23 protein-coding genes and 1 pseudogene are annotated in these 21,459 nt (G+C 74.5%); 16 read left to right on the top strand and 8 right to left on the bottom strand.

Annotation, left to right across the window (positions count from 1 at the left end):
• Positions 1–572 (top strand): hypothetical protein (locus HLB09_RS03530; protein ID WP_212770490.1); only part of this gene is annotated, 572 nt, incomplete at its 5' end.
• A 249-nt stretch (positions 573–821) separates the two neighbouring features.
• Here HLB09_RS03530 and HLB09_RS03525 read toward each other — a convergent pair.
• Positions 822–1,715: an NAD(P)-dependent alcohol dehydrogenase gene (locus HLB09_RS03525; protein WP_171202022.1), complete on the bottom strand. Its 894-nt coding sequence runs from the start codon at positions 1,713–1,715 to the stop codon at positions 822–824.
• An 86-nt stretch (positions 1,716–1,801) separates the two neighbouring features.
• Complete coding sequence (locus HLB09_RS03520) at positions 1,802–2,476, bottom strand: NAD(P)H-binding protein (RefSeq protein WP_171202021.1); 675 nt, start codon at positions 2,474–2,476, stop codon at positions 1,802–1,804.
• 94 nt (positions 2,477–2,570) lie between these two features.
• On the opposite strand from HLB09_RS03520, the gene HLB09_RS03515 reads away from it, so the two are divergent.
• Positions 2,571–2,984, top strand: coding sequence for a MarR family winged helix-turn-helix transcriptional regulator (locus HLB09_RS03515; protein WP_171202020.1), 414 nt, complete (start codon positions 2,571–2,573; stop codon positions 2,982–2,984).
• Between the two features lie 122 nt (positions 2,985–3,106).
• Positions 3,107–3,427 (top strand): hypothetical protein, encoded by a 321-nt coding sequence (locus HLB09_RS03510; RefSeq protein ID WP_171202019.1) that lies wholly within the window; start codon positions 3,107–3,109, stop codon positions 3,425–3,427.
• On the opposite strand, the gene HLB09_RS03505 is transcribed toward HLB09_RS03510, so the two are convergent.
• Positions 3,424–4,524: a hypothetical protein gene (locus HLB09_RS03505; protein ID WP_171202018.1), complete on the bottom strand. Its 1,101-nt coding sequence runs from the start codon at positions 4,522–4,524 to the stop codon at positions 3,424–3,426. The genes HLB09_RS03510 and HLB09_RS03505 overlap by 4 nt on opposite strands.
• A gap of 523 nt (positions 4,525–5,047) precedes the next feature.
• On the opposite strand from HLB09_RS03505, the gene HLB09_RS03500 reads away from it, so the two are divergent.
• Entirely contained in the window at positions 5,048–5,377 is a 330-nt protein-coding gene (locus HLB09_RS03500; RefSeq protein ID WP_171202017.1) for an STAS domain-containing protein, read from the top strand.
• Between the two features lie 73 nt (positions 5,378–5,450).
• On the opposite strand, the gene HLB09_RS03495 is transcribed toward HLB09_RS03500, so the two are convergent.
• Positions 5,451–7,064 (bottom strand): PP2C family protein-serine/threonine phosphatase, encoded by a 1,614-nt coding sequence (locus HLB09_RS03495; protein WP_171202016.1) that lies wholly within the window; start codon positions 7,062–7,064, stop codon positions 5,451–5,453.
• A gap of 327 nt (positions 7,065–7,391) precedes the next feature.
• On the opposite strand from HLB09_RS03495, the gene HLB09_RS03490 reads away from it, so the two are divergent.
• From HLB09_RS03490 to HLB09_RS03475, 4 genes are all read left to right on the top strand, one after another.
• Entirely contained in the window at positions 7,392–9,632 is a 2,241-nt protein-coding gene (locus HLB09_RS03490; protein WP_322790004.1) for a diguanylate cyclase domain-containing protein, read from the top strand.
• A gap of 313 nt (positions 9,633–9,945) precedes the next feature.
• The gene (locus HLB09_RS03485; protein ID WP_171202015.1) at positions 9,946–10,272 is read left to right on the top strand and encodes an STAS domain-containing protein; all 327 of its coding nucleotides are present in this window, start codon (positions 9,946–9,948) and stop codon (positions 10,270–10,272) included.
• Between the two features lie 165 nt (positions 10,273–10,437).
• Complete coding sequence (locus HLB09_RS03480; protein ID WP_171202014.1) at positions 10,438–11,121, top strand: GAF and ANTAR domain-containing protein; 684 nt, start codon at positions 10,438–10,440, stop codon at positions 11,119–11,121.
• A gap of 127 nt (positions 11,122–11,248) precedes the next feature.
• Entirely contained in the window at positions 11,249–11,470 is a 222-nt protein-coding gene (locus HLB09_RS03475; RefSeq protein ID WP_171202013.1) for a hypothetical protein, read from the top strand.
• Positions 11,471–11,630: 160 nt separating this feature from the next.
• On the opposite strand, the gene HLB09_RS19110 is transcribed toward HLB09_RS03475, so the two are convergent.
• Positions 11,631–12,104: a hypothetical protein gene (locus HLB09_RS19110; protein ID WP_171202012.1), complete on the bottom strand. Its 474-nt coding sequence runs from the start codon at positions 12,102–12,104 to the stop codon at positions 11,631–11,633.
• Positions 12,105–12,500: 396 nt separating this feature from the next.
• Here HLB09_RS19110 and HLB09_RS03465 point away from each other — a divergent pair, with 396 nt between their 5' ends.
• The 7 genes from HLB09_RS03465 (at position 12,501) to HLB09_RS03435 (ending at position 17,012) form a co-directional block, all read left to right on the top strand.
• Complete coding sequence (locus tag HLB09_RS03465; protein WP_212770489.1) at positions 12,501–13,190, top strand: TetR/AcrR family transcriptional regulator; 690 nt, start codon at positions 12,501–12,503, stop codon at positions 13,188–13,190.
• A 255-nt stretch (positions 13,191–13,445) separates the two neighbouring features.
• Positions 13,446–14,339, top strand: a complete 894-nt coding sequence (locus tag HLB09_RS03460) for a DUF2382 domain-containing protein (protein ID WP_171202011.1) — start codon at positions 13,446–13,448, stop codon at positions 14,337–14,339.
• Positions 14,340–14,413: 74 nt separating this feature from the next.
• Positions 14,414–14,860: a DUF2382 domain-containing protein gene (locus HLB09_RS03455; RefSeq protein WP_171202010.1), complete on the top strand. Its 447-nt coding sequence runs from the start codon at positions 14,414–14,416 to the stop codon at positions 14,858–14,860.
• Positions 14,861–14,910: 50 nt separating this feature from the next.
• Positions 14,911–15,114: a hypothetical protein gene (locus HLB09_RS03450; RefSeq protein WP_171202009.1), complete on the top strand. Its 204-nt coding sequence runs from the start codon at positions 14,911–14,913 to the stop codon at positions 15,112–15,114.
• A gap of 85 nt (positions 15,115–15,199) precedes the next feature.
• Complete coding sequence (locus HLB09_RS18200; RefSeq protein WP_171202008.1) at positions 15,200–15,919, top strand: YtxH domain-containing protein; 720 nt, start codon at positions 15,200–15,202, stop codon at positions 15,917–15,919.
• 89 nt (positions 15,920–16,008) lie between these two features.
• Complete coding sequence (locus HLB09_RS18195; RefSeq protein WP_281359202.1) at positions 16,009–16,371, top strand: phage holin family protein; 363 nt, start codon at positions 16,009–16,011, stop codon at positions 16,369–16,371.
• Entirely contained in the window at positions 16,368–17,012 is a 645-nt protein-coding gene (locus HLB09_RS03435; RefSeq protein WP_171202006.1) for a DUF3618 domain-containing protein, read from the top strand. The genes HLB09_RS18195 and HLB09_RS03435 overlap by 4 nt, the downstream gene beginning before the upstream one ends.
• A 569-nt stretch (positions 17,013–17,581) precedes the next feature.
• Here the strand turns inward: HLB09_RS03435 and HLB09_RS03430 are convergent.
• Together HLB09_RS03430 and HLB09_RS03425 are read right to left on the bottom strand one after the other, a co-directional pair.
• Positions 17,582–18,427 carry a DUF4304 domain-containing protein gene (locus HLB09_RS03430; RefSeq protein ID WP_171202005.1) on the bottom strand — a complete coding sequence of 282 codons (846 nt, stop codon included), beginning with the start codon at positions 18,425–18,427 and terminating at the stop codon, positions 17,582–17,584.
• 278 nt (positions 18,428–18,705) lie between these two features.
• Positions 18,706–19,491, bottom strand: coding sequence for an alpha/beta fold hydrolase (locus tag HLB09_RS03425; protein ID WP_212770488.1), 786 nt, complete (start codon positions 19,489–19,491; stop codon positions 18,706–18,708).
• A gap of 447 nt (positions 19,492–19,938) precedes the next feature.
• Between HLB09_RS03425 and trpS the strand changes: the two genes are divergently transcribed.
• On the top strand, positions 19,939–21,036 hold the full coding sequence (trpS, locus tag HLB09_RS03420; RefSeq protein WP_171202003.1) for a tryptophan--tRNA ligase: 1,098 nt from the start codon (positions 19,939–19,941) through the stop codon (positions 21,034–21,036).
• Between the two features lie 58 nt (positions 21,037–21,094).
• Here the strand turns inward: trpS and HLB09_RS03415 are convergent.
• Positions 21,095–21,459: pseudogene (locus HLB09_RS03415) on the bottom strand (GNAT family N-acetyltransferase); the annotation flags it as partial.

Raw genomic sequence — 21,459 nt, 5'->3', positions numbered from 1 at the left:
ACATCACGCCCCAGGGCCTGCTCGAGGGCGCTCCCCACGCGCAGCACATCCACATCGGCGGCACGAACTCCTGCCCGTCGAACGACATGGAGGGCTCCGGCGCGAACGGCGCCCTGCAGGTCACCGACGCCGCCGGCAGCTACGGCGCCATCGCCGTCTCCCTGACCACCGAGGGCGACACCTCCCCCGACAGCGGCCTCGCCGTCGACCGCTTCCCCGTGGGCAACCCCACCTACTCGCGGACCCTGCAGGTCTCGCCCGAGGTCGCCCAGCAGATCGCGGAGGGTGACGGCGTGGTCGTCCTGCACGGCGTCGACCTCAACGGCTCGGGCACCTACGACGGCGACGTCATGTCCGACCTCGACCCCTCGCTGCCCGAGGAGGCCACCGACCCGGCCGCCTGCGGCACGCTCGACGTCGCCTCGATGTCGATGCCGGGCGGCGGCGCCGACACCGGCGCCGGCGGCACCGCCGACGGCAGCTCGGCGGCCTTCGTCGTCGGCGGGGCCGCGCTGGTCGCGGCCGGCGGCGCGGGCGTGATCGCCCTGCGCCGACGCGACGCCGAGGGCTGAGTCCCCGGGCGGTGCTGGTACTGGGCGCTGCCCGCCACCAGCACCGCTCCCGGCGGCGGGTAGGACAAGTCCCGGGCGTGGCGTGGGCGTCGCAGCCGCTGGCCGAGCCCGCAACGCCCGCCTCTGGGCCCCCACCCTCAGGCGTCGGTCGTCGGTCGTCGGTCGCCCAAGCTCCTGGTGTGTCCACGCCCCGGGTGGCCTGCCTCCGCCAGGCCGGTCGGGACCTGAATCTCTGAACACCGAACCTGCTCAGGCCAGAGCCGGTTCCATCGTGATCACGACCTTGCCGGGCGTGGCGGACTCGGCCAGTCGGTGTGCCTGGGCGGCGTGGTCGGCGCCGAGGACAGCCTGCACGGGGATTCGCAGATCACCGCTGTCGACGAGCCGGGCCAGACGGGCCAGGTCTTGGGAGCGGGCGCGGGTGGCCACGGCGGTCAAGGACCGGGGCCCGGGGGTGGTCGGGGACCGGCGGCCCAGCCACCGGGTGACACCGGCGCGCAGGATCGCGGGGTCCACCGGTCGCACGGAGACCACCACGCCGCCGGGACGCAGCACGCGCGAGAGGTGACCGGCCGGCAGGGCCCCGGCGGTGTCGATGATCACGTCGAAGCGGCCACGGCCGGGCAGGGGGCCGTCCTCGCGGGCGAGCAGGTCGTGGGCGCCGAGCCGGGCGGCGACGGGGAGGATTTCGCGGCGGGCCAGCGCGCTGACGTGCGCCCCGGCCAGGGCGGCCAGCTGGGTGGCGTAGGCGCCGATCCCGCCGGTGGCGCCGATCGCCAAGACCCGGGTTCCGGATGGGCGGCTGTGTAGATGCGCCTTGGTGTGCAGCGCCTGCAGGGCGGTCAGCCCGGCCAGTGGTAGCGCGGCGGCGTGGGTCAGGGCCACGGTGGTCGGAGCGGCCGCGAGGCGGGACTGGTCGACCACGACCATCTCGGCCTGCGCGCCGCCGCTGTGGTCCAGCAACCCGACAACGTCCTCGCCTACGGCGAAGGCGCTCACCTGCGGGCCGCACGCCAGGACGGTGCCGGACAGGTCGAACCCGAGCGTCAGCGGCAACCGGCCCCACGTCAACGGCCCGGCCGCGCCGCGCCGCAGCCCCAGGTCGGTGCCGTTGACACTGGAGGCCGCGACTCCCACCAGCACCTGTCGGCCACGCGGCGGGCCCGGGGGCGCGAGGTCGTCGACCCTCAGGACCTCGGGCCCACCGGCCCGGTGCAAGCGCACCGCCCTCACGGCTGGGCGCCCCCGCCCGTGCTGTCACTGCCGCTGGCGCTGGAGGCCCGGGCGTGCAGGTAGGGCGACTGGCCCACCCAGGTGTGGGTGGTCAGCAGGTGCAGCACGGCGGCGGCGACGTCGGCGCGGGCCACCGGTGGGGCCAGCAGCCCGGGGGCGCGCTCGTCCAGGTGCCAGGTCCCGGCGGCGGCGGTGTCGACCAGTCGGGGCGGGCGCACCTGGGTCCTCCACGTGGTGTCGCTGCCGGCCAGCACGGCGCGTTCGTCTTCCTTGTCGGTGACCAGGGCCCCCGCCAGCCGGTGGGTCAGCGCCGAGACGGCCCGGGCGCCCAGGCCTTTGGTGTCGCCGGGCAGGTCCGCGCCGGCGCCGGAGACCGACACCACCCGCAGTCCCGGCCGGGCAGCGGCGACCAGGTGCCTCATGCCCTCCCGGGCCGTGTACGGGCCTGAGCGGGGGGTGACTCCCACGCACCAGGCCACCGCGTCGGCGTCGCGGACCACCGCGGCCACGGCCGCGGCGTCCCGCACGTCGACCACCGCCCCGCGGGCACCGACGGGAAGATAGTCCGGTACCGCGCGGGCGGCGGCGACGACCTCGTGCCCGGCGGCGGTCGCGGCGGCGACAACCTGACGGCCGACCCCACCCGCGGCACCTATCACGACGACCCTCATACCCGCTCCTTGCCCCTGGTCGGACGGGGACCGCGGCACCGGGTCGAGCACCCGGAGCCTCTCCTCCTCCTGATACGTCAAGTATCTTGACAGCGTGTCGGAGGTGCCGCTCGCCCTGCTGCTGCTGCGCGCGAGCCGGTGGTTCGACGCCCGGCTGCTGGAGCGTCTGCGTTTTCGGGGGTGGCCCGCGTTGAGCCCGGCGCAGTCGCTGGTCTTCGCTCACCTGTCCGAGGGCCACCTGGCTCCCGCGCAGCTGGCGCGGCGGCTGGGCACCAGCCGCCAGGCCACCCACCAGCTGCTGCAGGGACTGGTCGAGATGGGCCTGCTGGAGATCGCGGCGGATCCGGCACGCCGGGGCGGGCGGCTGGTGGTCCTGACCCCGGCCGGTCACGGGATCGCCCGGGACGCCGCCGCGGTGCTCGCGGACCTCGAAACCACCTTCGGAGCCGATCGGTCCCGGCAGCTGCGGGCGCTGCTGGAGGACACCGCAGGGGCCGGGGGCGGTTGAGCGAGGACGAGCGCGGCCGCTCGTCAGGCCGCGGACCGGGTGCCGATGGGTGCCTCATGAGGGGTGTGGGACGCCGGGTCGTGGCGTGGCTGGTCGGGTCTCGGCGCGACCACGCCCGTTTCGTGGCGATGGACGAGCGGTTCGCTCGTGCCCCGGTCTCCGGGCTGGCCATCGGCGGGTGCACGTCGGTGGCGGCGCTGACGTACGGCGCGTTCTTGGTCGCCCTGGTGCTGGTCGCGGGGGTGAGTGTGGTGGCGGGCAGGGCGGTGCAGTCGCGGTCGCGGTCGCCGGAGGTGGTCGTGGCCGCAGTCTTCGCGTTGCTGGTGGCCAACCTGGCCGCGTGCGTGCTGATCACCGGAGGCGCGCACAGCCCCCTGCTGCCGTTGGCGGTAGTGCCGGTGTTCACCCTCGCGTTCAAGCCCTGCTCATGCGCGATCAGCTAGCCGGCTCGGGTCAGGGAGGCCTCTCCCGCTAGGGGCAGCTCGGTGACCGTTGCGGTGGTCAGGTCGATCAGCAGGCCGGCCACGGCGGGGGCGTCGGGGCCGTCGGTGCGGCCGCGGTTGACCACGGCCAAGTCCCCGGCCAGCTCCACCGTCGAGGGCAGCACACCCTCGGGCATCCAGCTCGCGGCGATCGTCACCACCTCGGCCGGTTCGTCGTCCTGCACGCCCTGGACGCGCAGGTCGTAGCCGGTGCCCGCGTCGTCACCGGGCCGCGGCTGCAGCCAGGCGAGGCGCTGTCCGGTGAGGTCGAGGGTCAACCCGGTCGGGCAGCCCGGCTCGTCGCCGCACGCGCCCGCGCCCAGAGGGTTGCCTGGCACGCTGACCGCCTCGCCGGCGAGGTTCACGAATCGGAAGTCGGTGGTCACCTCGGCGTAGGTCTGCACCGAGACCGTTCCGGTGCTGGCCAGTGTCGCTGCGGACAGGCCGGACTCGAAGCCCCCGACGACGTCGACGCGCTGACGCTCACCGTCGGGCAGGCGCACGCTCTGCAAGGACTGCTGGTAGTCCGCTGGCTGGTCACCGGTGACCTCCACGCTGAAGATCACGGTCGGGTTCCCGTCGACCACCGCGGCGCCTTCGAGGACCACACGGTCAGCCAATTGTGCCGGGACCACCTGTACAGGCTCGCCGTCGGCCGCCGGCAACCACACGATCGCGCCTGCGCCCGGCGGGGTCGCGGACTGGTACACCACACCACCGCGCCCGTCGTCGAAGGCCCGCGCCGCGGCCTCGGCCACCACCGTGCCGCCGGTGCCCCGCGTTGCCAGCATCGTGACTCCCCGCGGCCCGGCCACGAGCACCTGCCCCGCCGAGACGGGCAACGTCCTCCCCGATCGGGCCGACCGACCCGGCGCGCCCGTCGGCGCACCGGTGCTCGCGGTGGCCGGTGTCAGGCCGCTCGCCGTGCCGGCGTCCCCGGGGACCGCGGCGCCCGTGCCCGTACCCGTGCCACCCGCCGTGGGCGTGGCCACCGGCGCAGCATCCGCGCTCTGGTTCACCGGGCCACCGCAGGCACCCAGCGTGAGCACCGAGGCCATCAGCCCCGTGGTGAGCGCCCGTCGTCCACGGGCTTCACCGGCCGCGTGTGCTTCTCGTCGTCGAGGTCGCATCCCCCACCGTGACGGCGCGGGCCCGCCCACGGCAACACCACGCACATGAACAGCACGCGACGAGCCTGCTGCCCGCGAGGTGTCCCGGCTGTCTCGATGGCGCGGGGCCGCCCGTCGGCGCGTGAAGGAGATGACCTTTGGCAGCGACCAGGTGGCCCTTCTGACCTCTTCCGCCTCACCCGCCGTGACGGGTGCCACGGTCGTCACTCGTGGCCTCATGAGCCCGCGCCGCCCTCGACCTTCGGCACCTGCCGGGCCGCCTCCCCGGTCGCCGCACCAGACCCGACTGGCCTGCTGACCGCACCCGGCCGGATTGCCGCGCGCCCCGCCACCGTCGTCGAGCTCGGCGAGGCGCCGCCCGCCCTGGGCAGGCTTGGAAGGGGGCAGGTCGGGTACTAAGAGCCGGCTTTGAGCGGCGCGCCGTGGCCCGGTTGGTGGTAGTGGTGGGGCGGTGGACGAGCCCGAGGCCTGTGAACCCCGAATGGGCGTGATCGTCCTGGCGTGGCCCGACACGCTGGTCATGTCCGGAGACGTCGACTTCGCCGCGGTCCGCTGCTTCGGCGCGGTGGACCGGCTCGACGGGGTGCACCTGGTCGACCTGTCGGCGGCGACCTACCTTGACGCCTCGGCGGTCGGTCTGCTGCTGCGGTGTGTGCAGCTGACCCGTCAGCGTGACCCGACCCGGCGGGTGCGGGTGCTCGGCGGCACCGAACGGGTTCGGGCCAGCCTGCAGATGCGAGGAGTCGAGCACCTGGTCGACTTCGTCGACCTCGAGGAGTGACACCGGCGGTCGTTGTTGCGCCGGGCCGGTGCCGCGGTCACCGTCCGCGGGGGTGAGCCTCGCGGCGGGCGCTTCACAGGTGACTGGGGCCGGCCTCGGGGGGGCGGGGCCTGTCCTCGGGGTGCATCCGTACGGCGAGGACGGCGACGTCGTCGTCGTGGGGGCGGCCGGTGCCTCGGCCGGTGCGGGTGTCGTGGGCAAGGAGGGCGTCGACGAACGCCGGCAGGGGCAGGTCGGCGTGGCGGGCGGCGGTCGTCCGCAGGGTCTCCAGCCCGGTGGACAGGGGTTGGTCGCGGCGTTCGACGAGCCCGTCGGTGTACAGCACCAGCGTCGAGCCGGGCGGCAGGGTCGCGGTGTGGTCGTGGCGGGGCGCGTCGGGGTGGACCCCGACCAGCAGGTCGTTGCGTGCGGTGAGCAGCTCGGCGGTGCCGTCGGGGTGGACGAGCAGCGGGGGCGGGTGCCCGGCGTCGGACCACCGCAGCCGGCGCAGCCCGACGGCGGCATCGGCGGGGGTCTGCTCGATACGGGCCAGTAGGACCGTGGCCATGCAGGTGACCCGCAGGTCACGGAGGGCCTGGTCCAGGCGGGTGAGGATCACCGATGGGGGTTCTTCGAAGGCCCACGACAGGGTCCGCAGCATCGCGCGGACCTGTCCCATCGCGGCGGCGGCTTGTACGTCGTGGCCGACGACGTCACCGATGACCACGGCGGTGGCGCCGTCGGGCAGCACGAGCGCGTCGTACCAGTCCCCGCCGATCTTGGCGGTGTCCATCGCGGGCACGTACCGGGTGTGCAGGTGCAGGTGGTCGGGTTGCGGTAGGTCGGTGAGCATCGACTCCTGCAGGGCCCGCGACAGCGCCCGGGTGACGTCGCCGGCGGCCTGCTCGAGGGTGTGGGCGTGGGCGCGGTCCAACGCCGCGGCCAACGAGGCAGCGACCAGCTCCAGGAAGTGCCGGTAGGCCCCCGCGACCGGGGTGGCCGCGGGCGCGAGGACGACCAGCACCGGGCGGCGGGTCCCCGGGCGCGACGACGGCAGCCGGACCCAGGCCACCTCACCGGCGGGACTGGCGTGTACGGCCAGAGCCTCGTCGAGGGCCCCGTCGAGGTTCGGCTCCAGGGCCGCCAGCCGCGGCTCGTACGGCACGACCCGCCCCGCCTGGACCGTGCTGGAGGAGTCGGCGGACCCTGAGGAGGCGGTGTGCGGGGTGAGCAGGTCGACAGCCGCCAGGTCGCCAGGGGCCGACCGCAGCACCGGTAGGGCCAGGTCAGCCAGGTCGGTGGGGTCCAGCACGTCGGCCAGGGCGAGATTCAGGCGGGTCAACAGCTCCAGCCGGCGCCGGTCGAGGACCTGCTCGGTGGTCTCCACCGCGAGCAGCACGACCCCGAGGACTCGGCCGCGGTCGTCGGTGACCGCTGACACCGAGCAGGTCAGGTTCACCCCGTGCGTGGCGGGCCCGCGCCGCAGCCGCAGCGCCTGGTCGGGCAGCAGCGCGCCCGCGCCCGTCGCGGTGACCGTCTCCACGGCCGGGCCGAGCACCGGCCAGGCCTCGGCGAGGACCTGCGCCGCCGGGCGGCCCACCACACCGTCGTGCTGGTCGCCGACCAGGGCCACGAAGGCCTCGTTCGGCGCCACCCGCAGGTCCGGGCCCCACAGCAGGCACCCGGGCACCGGCACCGTGGCGATCAACCGTACGCTCGACCGCCACACAGGCGTCGCGGCGAGTGTGGCGCTCTCCCCGACGCCCGCCGCCGTGTACGCACCCGCCAGCTCAGCGCTCAGACCGAGCCCCGCCAGTAGACTCACGCCGTAAACTTACGCTGTTGCGCCGAGCGGGTCATGTAGCTGCCGACCGCTGCCCGCTTGGTACAGGGCGGGCTTCGGGTGACCGACAGAAGGCGGGTGAGTGAGTTGGCTCCTGCCGTTCTGCCGGCCGACACGCCACGGCCTCGTGGCCGCGCGTCCTGGACGTCGCCGCCGGCGCAGCCCGACCTGCGGGCCGCCGTCGAGGTGATCGTGAGCGGCGGCCTGGTCCGCAGCGTCTTCCAGCCGATCGTGGACCTCGACAGCGGCCGGGTCGTCGCCTACGAGGCGCTCGCGCGCGGCCCCCGGGGCAGCGAGCTCGAGCGCCCGGACCACCTCTTCGCCGCGGCCCGCGCGCAGGGCCTGCTCGCCGAGCTCGACGCCGCCTGCCGCGAGGCCGCCTTCCGCGGCGCGCTCGAGCAGCAGCTGCTCGCGCCGCTCACCCTCTTCGTCAACGTCGAGCCCGAGGTGCTCGACAGCGCCCCGCTCGACGACCTCCTCGCCATCGCCGCCGGCGCCCCGGGGGACCTGCGCGTGGTCGTGGAGATCACCGAGCGGGCCCTCGCCCACCGGCCGGCGGAGCTGCTGCGCACGGTCGACCGGGTCCGCGAGATCGGCTGGGGCATCGCGCTCGACGACGTCGGCGCGGACGCGATGTCGCTCGCCTTCATGCCGCTGCTGCGCCCCGACGTCGTCAAGCTGGACCTGCGCCTCGTCCAGGAGCGCCCCGGGCCCGCCGTGGCGCAGATCATGAACGCCGTCAACGCCTACGCCGAGTCGTCCGGCGCCCTGGTCCTCGCCGAGGGCATCGAGGACGAGCGGCACCTGCGGGTCGGCCGCGCCCTCGGGGCGCGCCTCGGCCAGGGCTGGCTCTTCGGGCGGCCCGCGCCGGGGCCCGCTCCCGCCTTCGAGGTCGGCGAGCTCGTGCTGCCGCCCCGCGCCGCCGTCGACCTCGCCGCGACGTCGCCCTTCGCCCTGCTGCAGGCGCACCACGAGCTGCGCCGCTCGCCCAAGCAGCTGCTCATCGAGCTGAGCAAGCAGCTCGAGCGGGAGGCGCTGCGCCTGGGCGAGACCGCCGTCGTCGCCTCCACCTTCCAGGAGGCCAGGCACTTCACGCCCGCCACCGCCGCCCGCTACCGCGACCTCGTCGAGCGCACGGGCTTCGTCTGCGCCCTGGGGGAGGGCCTGCCCGAGGAGCCCATCCCGGGGCTGCGGGGCACGACGCTGGCGGCCGACGACGCGGTCCGCGGCGAGTGGGACGTCGTCGTCCTCGGCCCGCACTTCAGCGCGGCCCTGCTCGCCCGCGACCTCGGCGACACCGGCCCCGACGCCCAGCGCACGTTCGAGTACGCCCTCACCTACGAGCGCGCCACCGTCGTCGACGCCGCGCGGTGCCTGCTCTCGCGCGTGGTCCCGCGCGAGGCCGTCCCCGTGCCCACCGGCGCCGAGCAGCGGGCCTCCGTGGCGGCCGACGCCGGCACGGCGGGGCCCGCACGCTCGCCCGGCGAGGTGCGCACCACCCCCGCCGGCGAGGCGCTCCTGCACCGCGCGCTGGCCGCCACCAGTACCGGGATCGCGATCGCGGACATGCGGCGGCCCGACCAGCCGCTCGTCTACGCCAACAAGGCCTTCGAGCAACTGTCCGGCGTCGCCGTCGAGGACGTCCTGGGGCGCAACTGCCGCTTCCTGCAGGGCGCCGACACCGACGCCGGCGTCGTGCAGCAGATCCGGGAGGCGATCGACGCCCGCCAGGAGTGGCGCGGGGTCCTGCTGAACTACCGGGGCCCGGACCGGACGCCGTGGTGGAACGAGATCTACCTCGCCCCCGTGCTCGGCGCCGACGGGCGACTGCTGCAGTACATCGGGGTGCAGAACGACGTCACCGCGCGGGTCGAGGCCCAGCGGGCCCTGGAGACCGAGCGGGACCGGGCCCGGTCCCTGCTGGAGCGCATCGAGGCCCTGGCCTACACCGACCCCCTCACCGGGCTGGCCAACCGCCGCCGGTTGGAGGAGCGCGTCGAGGCGGCGCTGTGGGACGCGCGCCTGAGCGGCCACGCCCTCGCGCTGCTCTTCTGCGACCTCGACGGGTTCAAGGCCGTCAACGACGCCCACGGCCACGCCGTCGGCGACGAGCTCCTCATCGCCCTCGCCGGCCGCCTACGCGAGGGGGTGCGCCGCACCGACCTGCTCGCGCGCCTGGGCGGGGATGAGTTCCTCATCGCCCTACCCGGCCTGGACCCCGACCAGGCCCACCACCACGCCCAGCGGGTAGCCGACCAGCTGGCGGCCGCCCTGTGCGCACCGGTCAACCTCGGCGGCGTGCGCGTCTGGGTCGGCGCCAGCATCGGCATCTCGGTCAGCCCCGGCGACGGGAAGACCTTCGGGGCGCTGCTGCACCAGGCTGACCAGCGCATGTACACCGTCAAACGCACCCACCCCACCCCCCGGGGCTGACACGCCACCGAGGCCGCCTGCGGGTCTAATCGCCAGCGCCTTCAGCATCCCCACCGAGCTGCCGATACCCACCACACCGGCGCCCCCGGAGCCCTCCCCCGCCTCCGGAGCCCGCTCCGCCTCCGGGGGCGCCGCCCCCACCGGTCGACGGGTGAGGTCGGCTGAGGCACCATGGCCACGCGCCCGCCCGGAGTCGACGACGACACCGCCACCGCCGCGCCCCGGTGGTCGCCAGCAGGCCACCTCGCCACAACCGGCGCCGGCGCCCCCCAGGACGCCGACCGACGCCGCACCACGAAGGTGAGCGCGACTCATGACCGCACCCCGCCCCGGGCTGACCGTCAGCCTCGACCTGAACGACAACACCGCAGTGCTGGCCGTCACCGGCCCCCTGACGGTGGCGTCCCTGCCGTCGGTGACCGAGATCGTCGACCGGCTCTTATTGCTCGCCGGGCCCCGCCTGCGGGTCGACCTGCACCAGTGCACCAGCTGCGACACGCGGGTCGCCGAATGGCTGGCCACCACCAGATCCCACCTGGAGGCCGGCGGCGGCGCCCTAACCCTCACCGGACGCCCCGACCAGGTCCCCCCGGCGTGGGAGGCCACCCTCACCGTCGCCAGCCCGACGCGCACCACCTGAGCGAACCAGCCGACCCAGCAGACAGGGAGGTCTCCTGTGAGCGCTACCGAGCCCGCCGGGGGCCTCGGGGACCCACCCGCAGGCCCCAGCGCCCACCCGGGCCCGACATCGCCCGCCCGGGCGAGCAGCCCCGCAGCTGCCGCAGCCGGACCGATGACCGCCGCGGTGGTCGAGCTCGCTCAGCTGCTGCTGGGCGATGCGTTGAGCGCCTACGTGCACCGGGTGGTCGACATCGCCGCCCGCGCCCTGCCCGAGGTCGACGCGATCTCCATCACCCTCCTGGACGACCACGGGCGCGCGCGCACCGCCGCGATGAGCGCCCCCCTGGCCGCGCTGCTGGACGAACGCCAGTACGCCACCGGATTCGGCCCATGCCTGCACGCCGCGACCACCGGCGACACCCTCCAGGTCGACCCCCACGACCCCGCACCGGCCTACCCCGACTTCGCCGCCCTGGCCCGCCACCACGGCGTCAAGGCCACCGCCGCCCTCGCCCTGCCCCTCCCCCACCACGTCGTCGGTGCCCTCAACCTGTACACCACCACCGGCCCGCTGCCCCCGGCCACGCTCGAGCGGGCGCACACCTTCGCCGCCTTCGCCGCCGTCGCCCTCGCCAACGCCGCCGCCCACGACGACAGCCTGCGCATGGCCGACCAGCTGCATCAGGCCCTCGCCTCCCGCGCCGTCATCGACCAGGCCAAGGGCATCCTGATGGCCACCTACGGCATCGACGGTGACGAGGCCTTCACGCGCCTGTCCCAGACCAGTCAACGCACCAACACCAAACTCCGGGACGTGGCCGCCGACCTGGTCAGCCGTACCCGGACCAGCAATCCGCCTTCCCCCTGACCTTGCGCCCAACCCCCTCACACTGGTTACGCCAGGCAACTAGGATGGCGTCGGTTCGGTTGGCGCGCGGCGCCACACGGGGGTGAGGCGAATGTTCGACCCGCACCGGTCATGGCACGCCTTGTCGATGGGCACCGCCCTGTCCGGGTTGCCCCTGCCCGGGCTGCTGATCCGGTGCGAGGGCGCCGGAGGTGACCTGACCCTCGACAGGCTGGCTGCGCTCGTGTGGTCCTCCGCGCCGCGCACGGCTCTCGAGCACGACATCATCGCGGTAGCCCTCAACGACCACCTCGTCGACGACGGGCTCAACGCCCCGGTCGCGACCAGCAGCGATGTCGCCACACCGTGAGGACCGACGCACCTCCGCGACGTGCTAGTCATGCCGGCCGGTGCAGCTCCGCCGCGCGCACCCGACGCGCCCGCTCCGGCCGTCACGAGTGGACGCCGCACACGGCGGTGGACGACGTGACTTGCGCCCGCAGGTCCAGTACGCCCCGTCGGGGCGGCTTCTAGGCCTCCGCTGGAGGCAACAGGGTGGGCGGGCGCTGGTCGGCGCGGCTGCGGGCCGTGCTGGCCGTGGTGGGGTCGACGTCGGTGTCACCGGCCGGAGACAGCCCGTAGTGGCGGTAGAGGTGAACCTCGTGCTCGGCGTCCAGGTGCCCGTCGTCGCCGGCGGGCGGCGCCGCCGCCACCTGCTCGTAGGTCAGGTCCAGGTGCAGGTGCCCCCGGGAGTAGCTGGCCCCGGCCAGCGGCGCCAACCGGAGCGCATCCTCACCCGCCGCAGGCTCGACCGGCTGCGGCTCCCCCGCCTGGGGGTCATCGGGGCCGTGGTCTGGCGGGGCCGGCGTCCGCACGCTGACCCAGGCCGGGGCACCGGTGTGGTCGTCGTAGTAGATGCCCGTGACCGGGCCGATGACCTGCCGGTGCCGGTCGACGGCAACGGCGCGCACGACCAGGAAAGCCTGGTCCTCGGTGACGGGCACGAGCCCTCCCTGACAGGTCGACCGGTGAGCAGCGGCCCCGCTGCTCGAGGCACCTGACCGGCTTACGCCGTAAGACTACTGGGGTAGGTCGGCGGCTTCGCCCGAGGTCGCGTGATCCGACCGTGCCAGTCTCACCGGGCGGTGCGACTGGCCGGCTGCTCTTTTGGTTGTATGGGGTATCGGTGGCCTCGGCGTGCCGGCCAGCACGGTGCCGGAGCCGCGGGCCGACCCGCAACAGGAAGGGGGCTACTGGTGGCACCGGCGTCCAAGCGCGAGCAGCCCGGAGAGGCGAACCCGCCGGAGCTGAACCCGCCGGGTTCGGGCGTGACCTCCCCCGGCCCGGGTACCCCTGGATGCCACGGCGCCACCCGCCGCCGTCCCCCGCTGAGCCGCAGCGTGGTACTGGAAGCCGGGATCGACTACGTCGACCAGTTCGGGCTGGGCGAGTTGTCGATGCGCCGCCTCGGGGCCTTCCTGCAGGTCGAGGGCATGTCGCTGTACCGCTACGTCCGCAGCCGTGAGGAGCTGCTGGACGCGATGGTCGACCGGGTGATGGACCGCCTGTACGCCGACCCGACGGTGCTGCTGAGCCCCGAGGACGACTGGGACGACTTCCTGCGCCGGATCGCCACCGGGGTACGGCGGGTCGCCCACACCCACCCCCAGCTGTTCCCCCTGGTCGCTACCCGCCACCCCGCGGCGCCGTGGATCCGCCCACCGCTGCGCAGCCTGCGCTGGATCGAAGGCTTCCTCGCGGGCCTGCTCGCCCGCGGCTTCAGCGACGACGCCGCCATCTACGCCTACCGCGCGTTCGGCAGCCTCCTCGTCGGCCGGCTGCTCGTGGACGTCACCGCCCTGGGCGTCTCCCCCGGCAAGACCGTCGCGCAGGCCGAGCAGACCGCCCATGGCCGCTCCCCGGACAGCGCCACCGAGCACCTGCACGGCAACGAGACCGACCTGAAGGCCTTCCCCACCATCACCCGGCTCGCCGACCGGCTCGCCGTCGAAGACCTCAACGACGAGTTCACCGACGCCCTCGAGACCCTCATCGCCCGCGTCGACCAGGCACGACGAGCCCTGGCCTGACCGGCCCCGCCCTCGCACCCGGCCGCCCCCGCCCCTCGGCGTGCGACCTCACCTCACCCATCACCAGGCCGCCGCAGGCCCCTGGCTGCTCGCGCGGCTCCGGTTGGCGCTACCAGCACCCCACCCCTAGCGTCCTTACGACGTAAGGGCAGGCGGGTTGATGTGCGCCACGAACAAGCGCGCAACCCGGCTCCTGGCCCACGCCCCCGGGACGGCAGAACGCCGCCACGGGCCCACGACGTGAGGAGAACACCCATGGTCAGCGACCAGCAGCTCCAGGACCTGTACGCCGCGACGGTCGTGTCCAACGACGGGGACAAGATCGGGCGGGTCGAGCAGGTCTACCTCGACGACACCAGCGGTGAGCCGGAGTGGGTCACCGTCAAGACCGGCCTGTTCGGGTCGGCGCAGTCCTTCGTCCCGCTGGCCGCCGCCAGCCTCGACGGCGACCGGATCCGGGTCCCCTACCTCAAGGACCGGGTCAAGGACGCGCCCCGGGTCGAGCAGGACAGTGACCTGTCCCCGGAGCAGGAGAACGAGCTGTACCGCCACTACGGCCTCGACGGCGGCGCCGGCGGCCAGGCGGGCGAAAACACCGACGCCGGCGAGGCCGCCCCCGGCGCAGCCGGCGGAACCCCTGGCTACGCCACCGGCCGCGAAGACCAGCTCGGACGCGAGACCGGCGCCGGCGACCGCCCGCCGCGCGGCACCGGCCGCGACACCAGCGGCCCGAACACCGACGACGCGATGACGCGCTCGGAGGAGCGCGTCTCCTTCGGCACCCAGCAGCGCGAGTCCGGGCGGGCCCGCCTGCGCAAGCATGTCGTCACCGACCGCGTGACCGAGGAGGTCCCCGTCAGCCGCGAGGAGGCCGTCGTCGAGCGCGAGCCGATCACGGACGCCAACCGCGGCGACGCCGTCGCCGGCGGCGACCTCACGGAGGAGGAGCACGAGGTCACCCTCCACGAGGAGCGCGCGGTCGTCGACAAGGAGACCGTCCCCGTCGAGCGCGTGCGCCTCGGCACCGAGACGGTCGCCGACACCGAGACCGTGAGCGCCGACCGGCGCCGCGAGGAGATCGAGGTCGACGGCGACGCCACCGACGGCGGCACGGCGGGCCGGGGCACCGGCGACGCCGACCGCCGCTGACCGCCACGGGCGAGGGCGAGGGGCGTCCCCGCTCCTCCGGGACCGGCGACCGCCCGGCCGCCGGTGCGGCCGAGGTGGTCCTCTCGGAGGAGCGGGCGGTCGCCCGGCGGCTCCGCGTGCCCGTCGAGCGGGTGCGGGTGGCCAAGCGCATCAGGACCGAGACCGTGCGCGTGGAGGTGGACGTCGAGGTCCGGCGCGAGGAGCTCGTCGTCACGAGCGCGCCGGTGCCGCCCGAGGAGGGCGAGCGGCTGGCCACCCGGGTCGACGACGCGGGCGCCGCTGCCGGTGAGGGCACCGAGCTCGGCGCCGCACCGGCGGGCGAGGAGCGGGTCGTCCTCGTGCTCTCCGAGGAGGTCCCCGTCGTGGGCGTCGAGACGAGGCCGGCCGAGCGGGTGACCGTGGCCGTGCGCCGCGTCGAGGGCGTCGAGCGCGTCGTCGTCGACCTCGCCCGCGAGGTCGTCGACGTCGGCGGCGCCCGAGGGGCCCCCGCCGGCACGAGCACGACCGAACAGCACCACTGACCAGACCAGCACCACCGACCAGCGCCGACCGGCGCGACGAGGAGGACGACGTGCAGATCCCCAAGCAGCAGGTGATCGACTTCATCAAGAGCAAGGTCGGCGGCGACAAGGCCTCCCAGGCCGACTCCGAGCTGCCGGACCAGGTCGACACCGACCGCGACGCCGGACTGCTCCAGAAGTTCGGCGTCGACCCCCAGGACCTCCTCGGCGGCCTGGGTGGCGGGGGCGGGCTCGGGAGCAAGCTCGGCCTCTGACGACCACCCCCGCGGTAACCCCCGGGCCGGGACGCCCCCGCGGGGCGTCCCGGCCCGAACGCACGACGACGACAGGAGATGCTCGATGAGCCACACCACCGACAGCGGGGACGGCACCCGCGCGCAGGCCAAGGACGCCGGGCAGCAGGTCGCCGGCTCCGCGAAGGACGCCGGCCAGCAGGTCGCCGGGTCCGCGAAGGACGCCGGCCAGGAGGTCGCCGGCACGGCGAAGGAGAAGGCCGGCGAGACGGCCGACGAGGCCAAGTGGCAGGCCCGCCACCTGTACGCCGAGGGCCGCGAGCAGCTGACCCAGCACGCCGGCGAGCAGCAGCGCCGCGCCGCCGAAGGGCTCTCGTCCGTCACCGGCGAGCTGCGGGGCATGGTCGACGGCAGCGACCAGCAGGGCCCGGTCACCGACCTGGCTCGCCAGGCGGCCGACCGGGTCGACCAGGCGGCCCGCTGGCTCGGGGACCGCGAGCCCGCCCAGCTCCTCGACGACGTCCGCCGCTTCGCCGCGCGCCGCCCGGGGACCTTCCTCGCCCTGGCCGCGGGCGCCGGCGTCCTCGCCGGCCGCCTCGGCCGCGGGCTGAAGGACTCCGGCTCCGGCTCCGACTCCGGCGCGAGCTCCACCGGCGGCGCGGCCACCTCGAGCGGCACCACCACGACCAGTGGCCCCTCGACCGGCGGCGCCACCTACGGCACCGCCGCGGTGGAGCCACGCGAGACCCGGCCGCCCGCCGAGAGCACCGGCACGGCCGCCATCTCCGCCGAGGAGCGGACCGCCCCGCGCGGGACGGCGCTGTGAGCGCCCGCGTAGAGGGAGCCCACCCGGCCGGCGAGGCCCCGGATACCCGGCACGCGACGGATCCGAAGGACCACCGCTCGCTCGGCGAACTGCTCGGAGCCGTGACGAGCGACATGTCCACGCTCGTCCGCCAGGAGATCGCCCTCGCCAAGGCCGAGGCCAAGGAGTCCGCCGCCCACGCGGGCAAGGGCGCCGGGATGCTCGGCGGGGCCGGCGTCGCCGGGCACTTCGTCCTGCTCTTCCTCTCGATCGCCCTCTGGTGGGGCCTCGGGAACGCCACCGGCTACGGCTGGTCCGCGCTCGTGGTCGCGGCGCTCTGGGCCGTGGTCGCCGCGGTACTGGCCGTCGTCGGCCGGAGCCAGCTCCGCAAGACCAAGGGCCTGCCCCAGACGCAGCAGTCCCTCCAGAAGATCCCGAACGCCGTCAAGGGGCACGAGGAGGCCAACCGATGAGCCAGAGCCCGCAAGAGATCCGCAGTGAGATCGAGCGCACGCGGGCGTCGCTGAGCGCCGACGTCGACGAGCTCGGCCACGAGGCCAGCCCCTCGACCCAGGCCCACCGCCAGGTGGACCGGGCCAAGGGCCGCGCCAACGACATCAAGGAGCGCGTCATGGGCAAGGCCCACGACGCCCGCGACCAGGCGCACTCGGCGGCGCACTCGGGCCGCGACGGCGCCGGGTCCGCGGTGGGCAGCGCCAAGGAGGCGGTGGGCTCGGCGCCGCACCAGGCCGCCGACCGCACCCGGGGCAACCCCTTCGCCGCCGGCCTCGTGGCCTTCGGCGCGGGCCTCCTCGTGGCGGGCCTCATCCCCACGAGCCGCACGGAGCAGGACGCCGCCGAGCGCGCCAAGCAGAAGGCGCAGCCGCTCGTCGACGACCTCAAGGGCCAGGCGCAGGACGCGGCGCAGGAGCTCAGGGAGCCCGCGCAGGAGGCCGCGCAGTCGGTTAAGGAGTCGGCCCAGGGCGGCGCGCAGGAGGTCAGGGGCCAGGCGCAGGACCGCGCGCAGGACGTCAAGGGCCAGGCCCAGGACCGCGCCCAGGACGTCAAGGGCCAGGCGCAGGGCCAGGCCCAGCAGGTCCGCGACCAGGGCTGAGATGCCCGCGGGGTCCTGCCGTCCTCCTCCGGACGGCGCCCCCTCCGACGACGGCCCGGTGCGACGCGCCGGGCCGTCGTGGCAACCATCGACCGACACGAAGCACATCCCCCGGACCGCGCGGCCACTGGGAGTTCCACCATCGCAACCGACGACGGCCGCATCAGCGCAAACCCACCGCCCGAGCACCCGACTTCAGCTGCCTCACCGCTCGCCACCATCCCCACGACGGCCAGCAGCGGGTGCCAGTGCGGCGAGGACTACACCAGACGGTGGCCCGACATCACAGCCGCCAACCTCACCGGCATCCATGACCCTCTGTGCGCTGTACGCCTTGACCGCCTCGAGCACGCCGCCCGCCACACCAGCAGGCCCCGCCACAGAATGGGACTACCGCAGGAGTTAGCAACACCCGGCGCGCAGCGTCCGCGCCGCGTCCTGTAAGCCGACTTCCAGTCGGCGAGCCGGAGCTCGCTCAAGGCGCTGGCCACGACGACGCCCTCGCCGCCCCGCATCCGATCGTCGGCCGGTCAGCGTCTCGCTGACGATCGTGAAATGGGACGGCGGTGTCAGTGCCACATGGGTCGGGCGGTGGGGTCGCCGGCGACCTGGCGGCGGAGCTCGGGGATCGCCTCGTCGCGCAGGAGCCGCACCACGTCCTGGGTGACCTCGGGGACGTCGTCCTGCGTCCGCAGGGCCCACCAGCGGTCGGCGGGTGGGTCGTCGAGCATGCCGATTCGCTCGTGCCAGCCGACGGGATCGCCGCCCAGGTGCGACGGGTGCTTCGTCAGCCAGCTGTGCTCGCGGCGGGCCGCGGCCCACGCATCCGCGCTGACGTGGACAAGGTTGATGGTGAAGGTGACTTCCCAGGCGCTGTTGTCGTGGCCCTTCTGGAAGCCGACCAGGGCGTAGTCGTCACCGGTGTCCTTGAGCCGGTACTTGCCGGCGGAGCCCCGGCAGCCGAGCCGGCGCAGCTCGGGCGAGATGACGCCGCGGATGAAGCGGGCGTAGACGTCGGTGGCCTGGTCGGCGGGGCGCTCGAGGACGTCGAGGTGGTCGGCGTAGGCCGACCCGTCGTCCATGGGGAGGTAGACGTCCTCGGCGGACAGATCGATGCAGACGAGGCCGTGCTGGTGGGCGAGGTCGACGATCGTCACCAGGGTGCGCTCGAGGCCGTCGCCGTAGGCGAGCGGCAGGACGAGGGTGTCGCCGTCGGCCTCTCCGGCGGGCGGGGGTGACGCCCATGCCTCGTGGTCGTCCGGCAGGACGCGGGCGAGGTCGTCGAGGAAGGCGTGGATCGGTGCCGAGGGCGGGCTCGCCTGGCCGGTCGTGCCGGACAGCCGGTCGAAGGCGGCCATGGCCTCGGCGGCGTCGCTGGGGTGGGCGCCGACGTAGACCGCTAGGTCGTGCGACATGGCGCGAAGGTAGCCAGGGCCCTCCTCCGGGCAGGGCGAGCACGCGTCGTCGTCCCCTCGATCGCCCACCACGTCCGCCTGGTCGGCTCCTCCAGCGACCACACCCGAGCCATCCCGCGGACGATCGCCGTCCGGACAGCGTCCCGCTGTCGATCGCTGACCGGACAGCGTCCCGCTGTCGATCGACGACCGGGACGCTGATTCGAGCGCGGCGATCGCTCACACGACAGGAGGCTTCCCTGCTCCGCAGCACGAGGACCAGGACGCCGGGCGGGCCGCTACGTGGTCGTCGGGTCACCGTCTTGCTCGGTGAGGAACTCGAGCAGTAGCCGGTTGACGATCCCGGGCTGGTCCTGGTTGGCGTTGTGGCCGGCTCCCGGGACGAGCTCGTAGCGGCAGCGGGGCTCCCGGGCGGCCCAGCGCGGCGCCTCGCGGGCCACCGTGCCGGTGCGGTCACGCTCCCCGACCAGGAGCAGCAGCGGGTGCTCGATCCGGTAGTCGGCGCGGGGCTCGAGTGCCCGGGTGACGGCGTCCCAGACGGCGAGGAAGTCCTTCCACGACATCTGGTCCCCGGCCTTCAAGGCGTAGCGCTGCGCCGCCGGGTCGACGGCCGTCGACCTCGCCATCAGCCGGCGCAGGTGCCGCTCGGGCCAGACCCGCAAGGCCGTGCGGGAGGCCGCCAGGCTCCAGCGCTGCCACGCCGGCAGCGGCAGGGTCAGGCTGGTGCCGCCGATGACGGCCAAGGAGGCGACCCGTCCGGGGTGGTCCAGGAGGATCCGCTGGCCGACGTAGGTGCCGAGCGACTGACCGACGTGGTGGACCGGGCCCGGCTCGCCGAGGTGGTCGAGCACGGCGAGCAGGTCGTCGGCCATGTCGGCGACGGTGATCGGTGACGTCCCGAGCGGGCGCGAGGCCCCATGGCCGCGGGAGTCCCACACCAGAGCGCGGTACCCGGCCGCGGTCAGCGCCGGGACCTGCAGGTCGAACATCCGCGCGTCCATCGTCGCGCCGTGGCTGAGCACCACCAGCGGCCCCCGGGCCGGGCCGCTGAGCCAGAAGTGCACCCTCGTCCCGGACCGCGCGACAGCACCGTGCTGAGCGGGAGGAATCGGCGCCTCGGTCACCACGTGAGGCTCACAGGTGTCGAGAGGCACGTGCAAGAGACGTAGCCACATGACGACCCCCTGCTGGCGCAGCGGCGGCCCCTCGACGCCGGCGCCCGCCACTCCCCCACGGCCGTCCCACTCGGGATCGTCGTCCGGTCAGCGTCCCGCTGACGATCCTCAACCGGGAACGCCGGACCAGCTCACAGGAGTGATCAAAGGGTGGCCCTTCAGCGTCCGGTAGGGCTAGCGTCCGCGCGTGCTCTTCTCCTCGCGCACCGGGTGGTGGCCGTCCTCGCGGCGGCCATGACCTGACCCATGTCGGGCTGCCAGCAGGCAGCCCGACCGCACGAGCACCGGACGTCGGCGTCGCAGCCTGTGAGGCAGCCCCCTCCCCAGGGAGCTCCGATGACCGACACCACCCCGCCGACCGTCGACCTGCCCGACGACCACGACGAGTCCTACCGGGTCGCGGCCGCCCGCAGCGCCACCCTCGAGCAGCGCATCAGCGACGACCCGAGCACCTTCCGGGTGCTGACCGGGGACCGCCCCACCGGCACCCTTCACCTGGGCCACTACTTCGGGACCCTCGCCAACCGGGTCCGGCTACAGCGCACCGGCATGGACGTCCTGCTCGTCATCGCCGACTACCAGGTCATCACCGACCGCGACAGCGTCGGCGACCTGCGCGGCAACGTGCTCGGCATCGTCGCCGACTACCTCGCCGCCGGCATCGACCCAGCCCAGGCCACGATCTTCACCCACAGCGCCGTCCCCGCGCTCAACCAGCTCCTGCTGCCCTTCCTCAGCCTGGTCACCGACGCCGAGCTGCGCCGCAACCCCACCGTCAAAGCCGAGGCCGACGCGGCCACCGGCCGCGCCCTGTCCGGGCTGCTGCTGACCTACCCCGTCCACCAGGCCGCCGACATCCTCTTCGCCCGCGCGAACCTCGTCCCCGTCGGCCGCGACCAGCTGCCCCACCTCGAGGCAACCCGCACCATCGCCCGGCGCTTCAACGACCGCTACGCCGGCGGCCAGGAGATCTTCCCGGTCCCCGACGCCCTGCTCACCCAAGCGCCGCTGCTGCTGGGCACCGACGGCACCAAGATGAGCAAGTCCCGCGGCAACGCCATCGAGCTGCGCGCCAGCGCCGACGACACCGCCCGCCTGCTCAAGCGCGCCAAGACCGACACCGACCGCACCATCACCTACGACCCCGTGGCCCGTCCCGAGGTCGCCAACCTCCTGCTCATCGCCGCCCTGTGCACCGGCCAGGACCCCGAGCACCTGGCCGCGACCATCGGTACCGGCGGCGCCTCCCAGCTCAAGGCCACCGTCACCGAAGCGGTCAACGAGCACCTGCGCCCCCTACGCCGCCGCAGGACCGAGCTCGCCGGCGACTCCAGCCACCTCCTGGCAGTGCTCCGCGAGGGCAACGCCCGCGCCAACGCCCTCGCCGACGTCACCCTCGACCGCGTCCGCACCCTCATGGCCATGACCTACTGACGCCGGACGAGCGCCCTGGCCAACTCCCCGGCCGGGGCGCCTCTCCGCATCCGATCGCCTACTGGGATGGCGTCGGAGGTGGGGCGAGGACGACATGGCCCTCCGAGACGTCGGGTGCTGTGCCCGCCACGACGAGGCAGGCGCGCTCCCACGGTCGCTGCTGATCGACGAAGGCGAGCTCCTCGGCCATCCACTCGAACCAGAAGGCCGTCGACTCCTCGACATCACCGTTGACGCCCTCGGCGATGTCGCGGGCGATGCCACGACGCTCTGCCTCCGCGAAGTCGGACTGCACCCACACCACCGCGTCCAACAGACCCTCCAGCTCGCGCCGGCCGGCCCCGACTCCCTCGACGACGACCAGGTCGAGTCCCGCGGGCACCGCGACGGCGCCTGGCCGCTCGCGCGCGACCCAGCCCGGTG

The organism is Pseudokineococcus marinus, assembly GCF_013004605.1.
GTDB lineage: Bacteria > Actinomycetota > Actinomycetes > Actinomycetales > Quadrisphaeraceae > Pseudokineococcus > Pseudokineococcus marinus.
The sequence above is the reverse complement of the archived record's forward strand: the minus strand, read 5'-3'. Positions and strand labels throughout refer to the sequence as shown.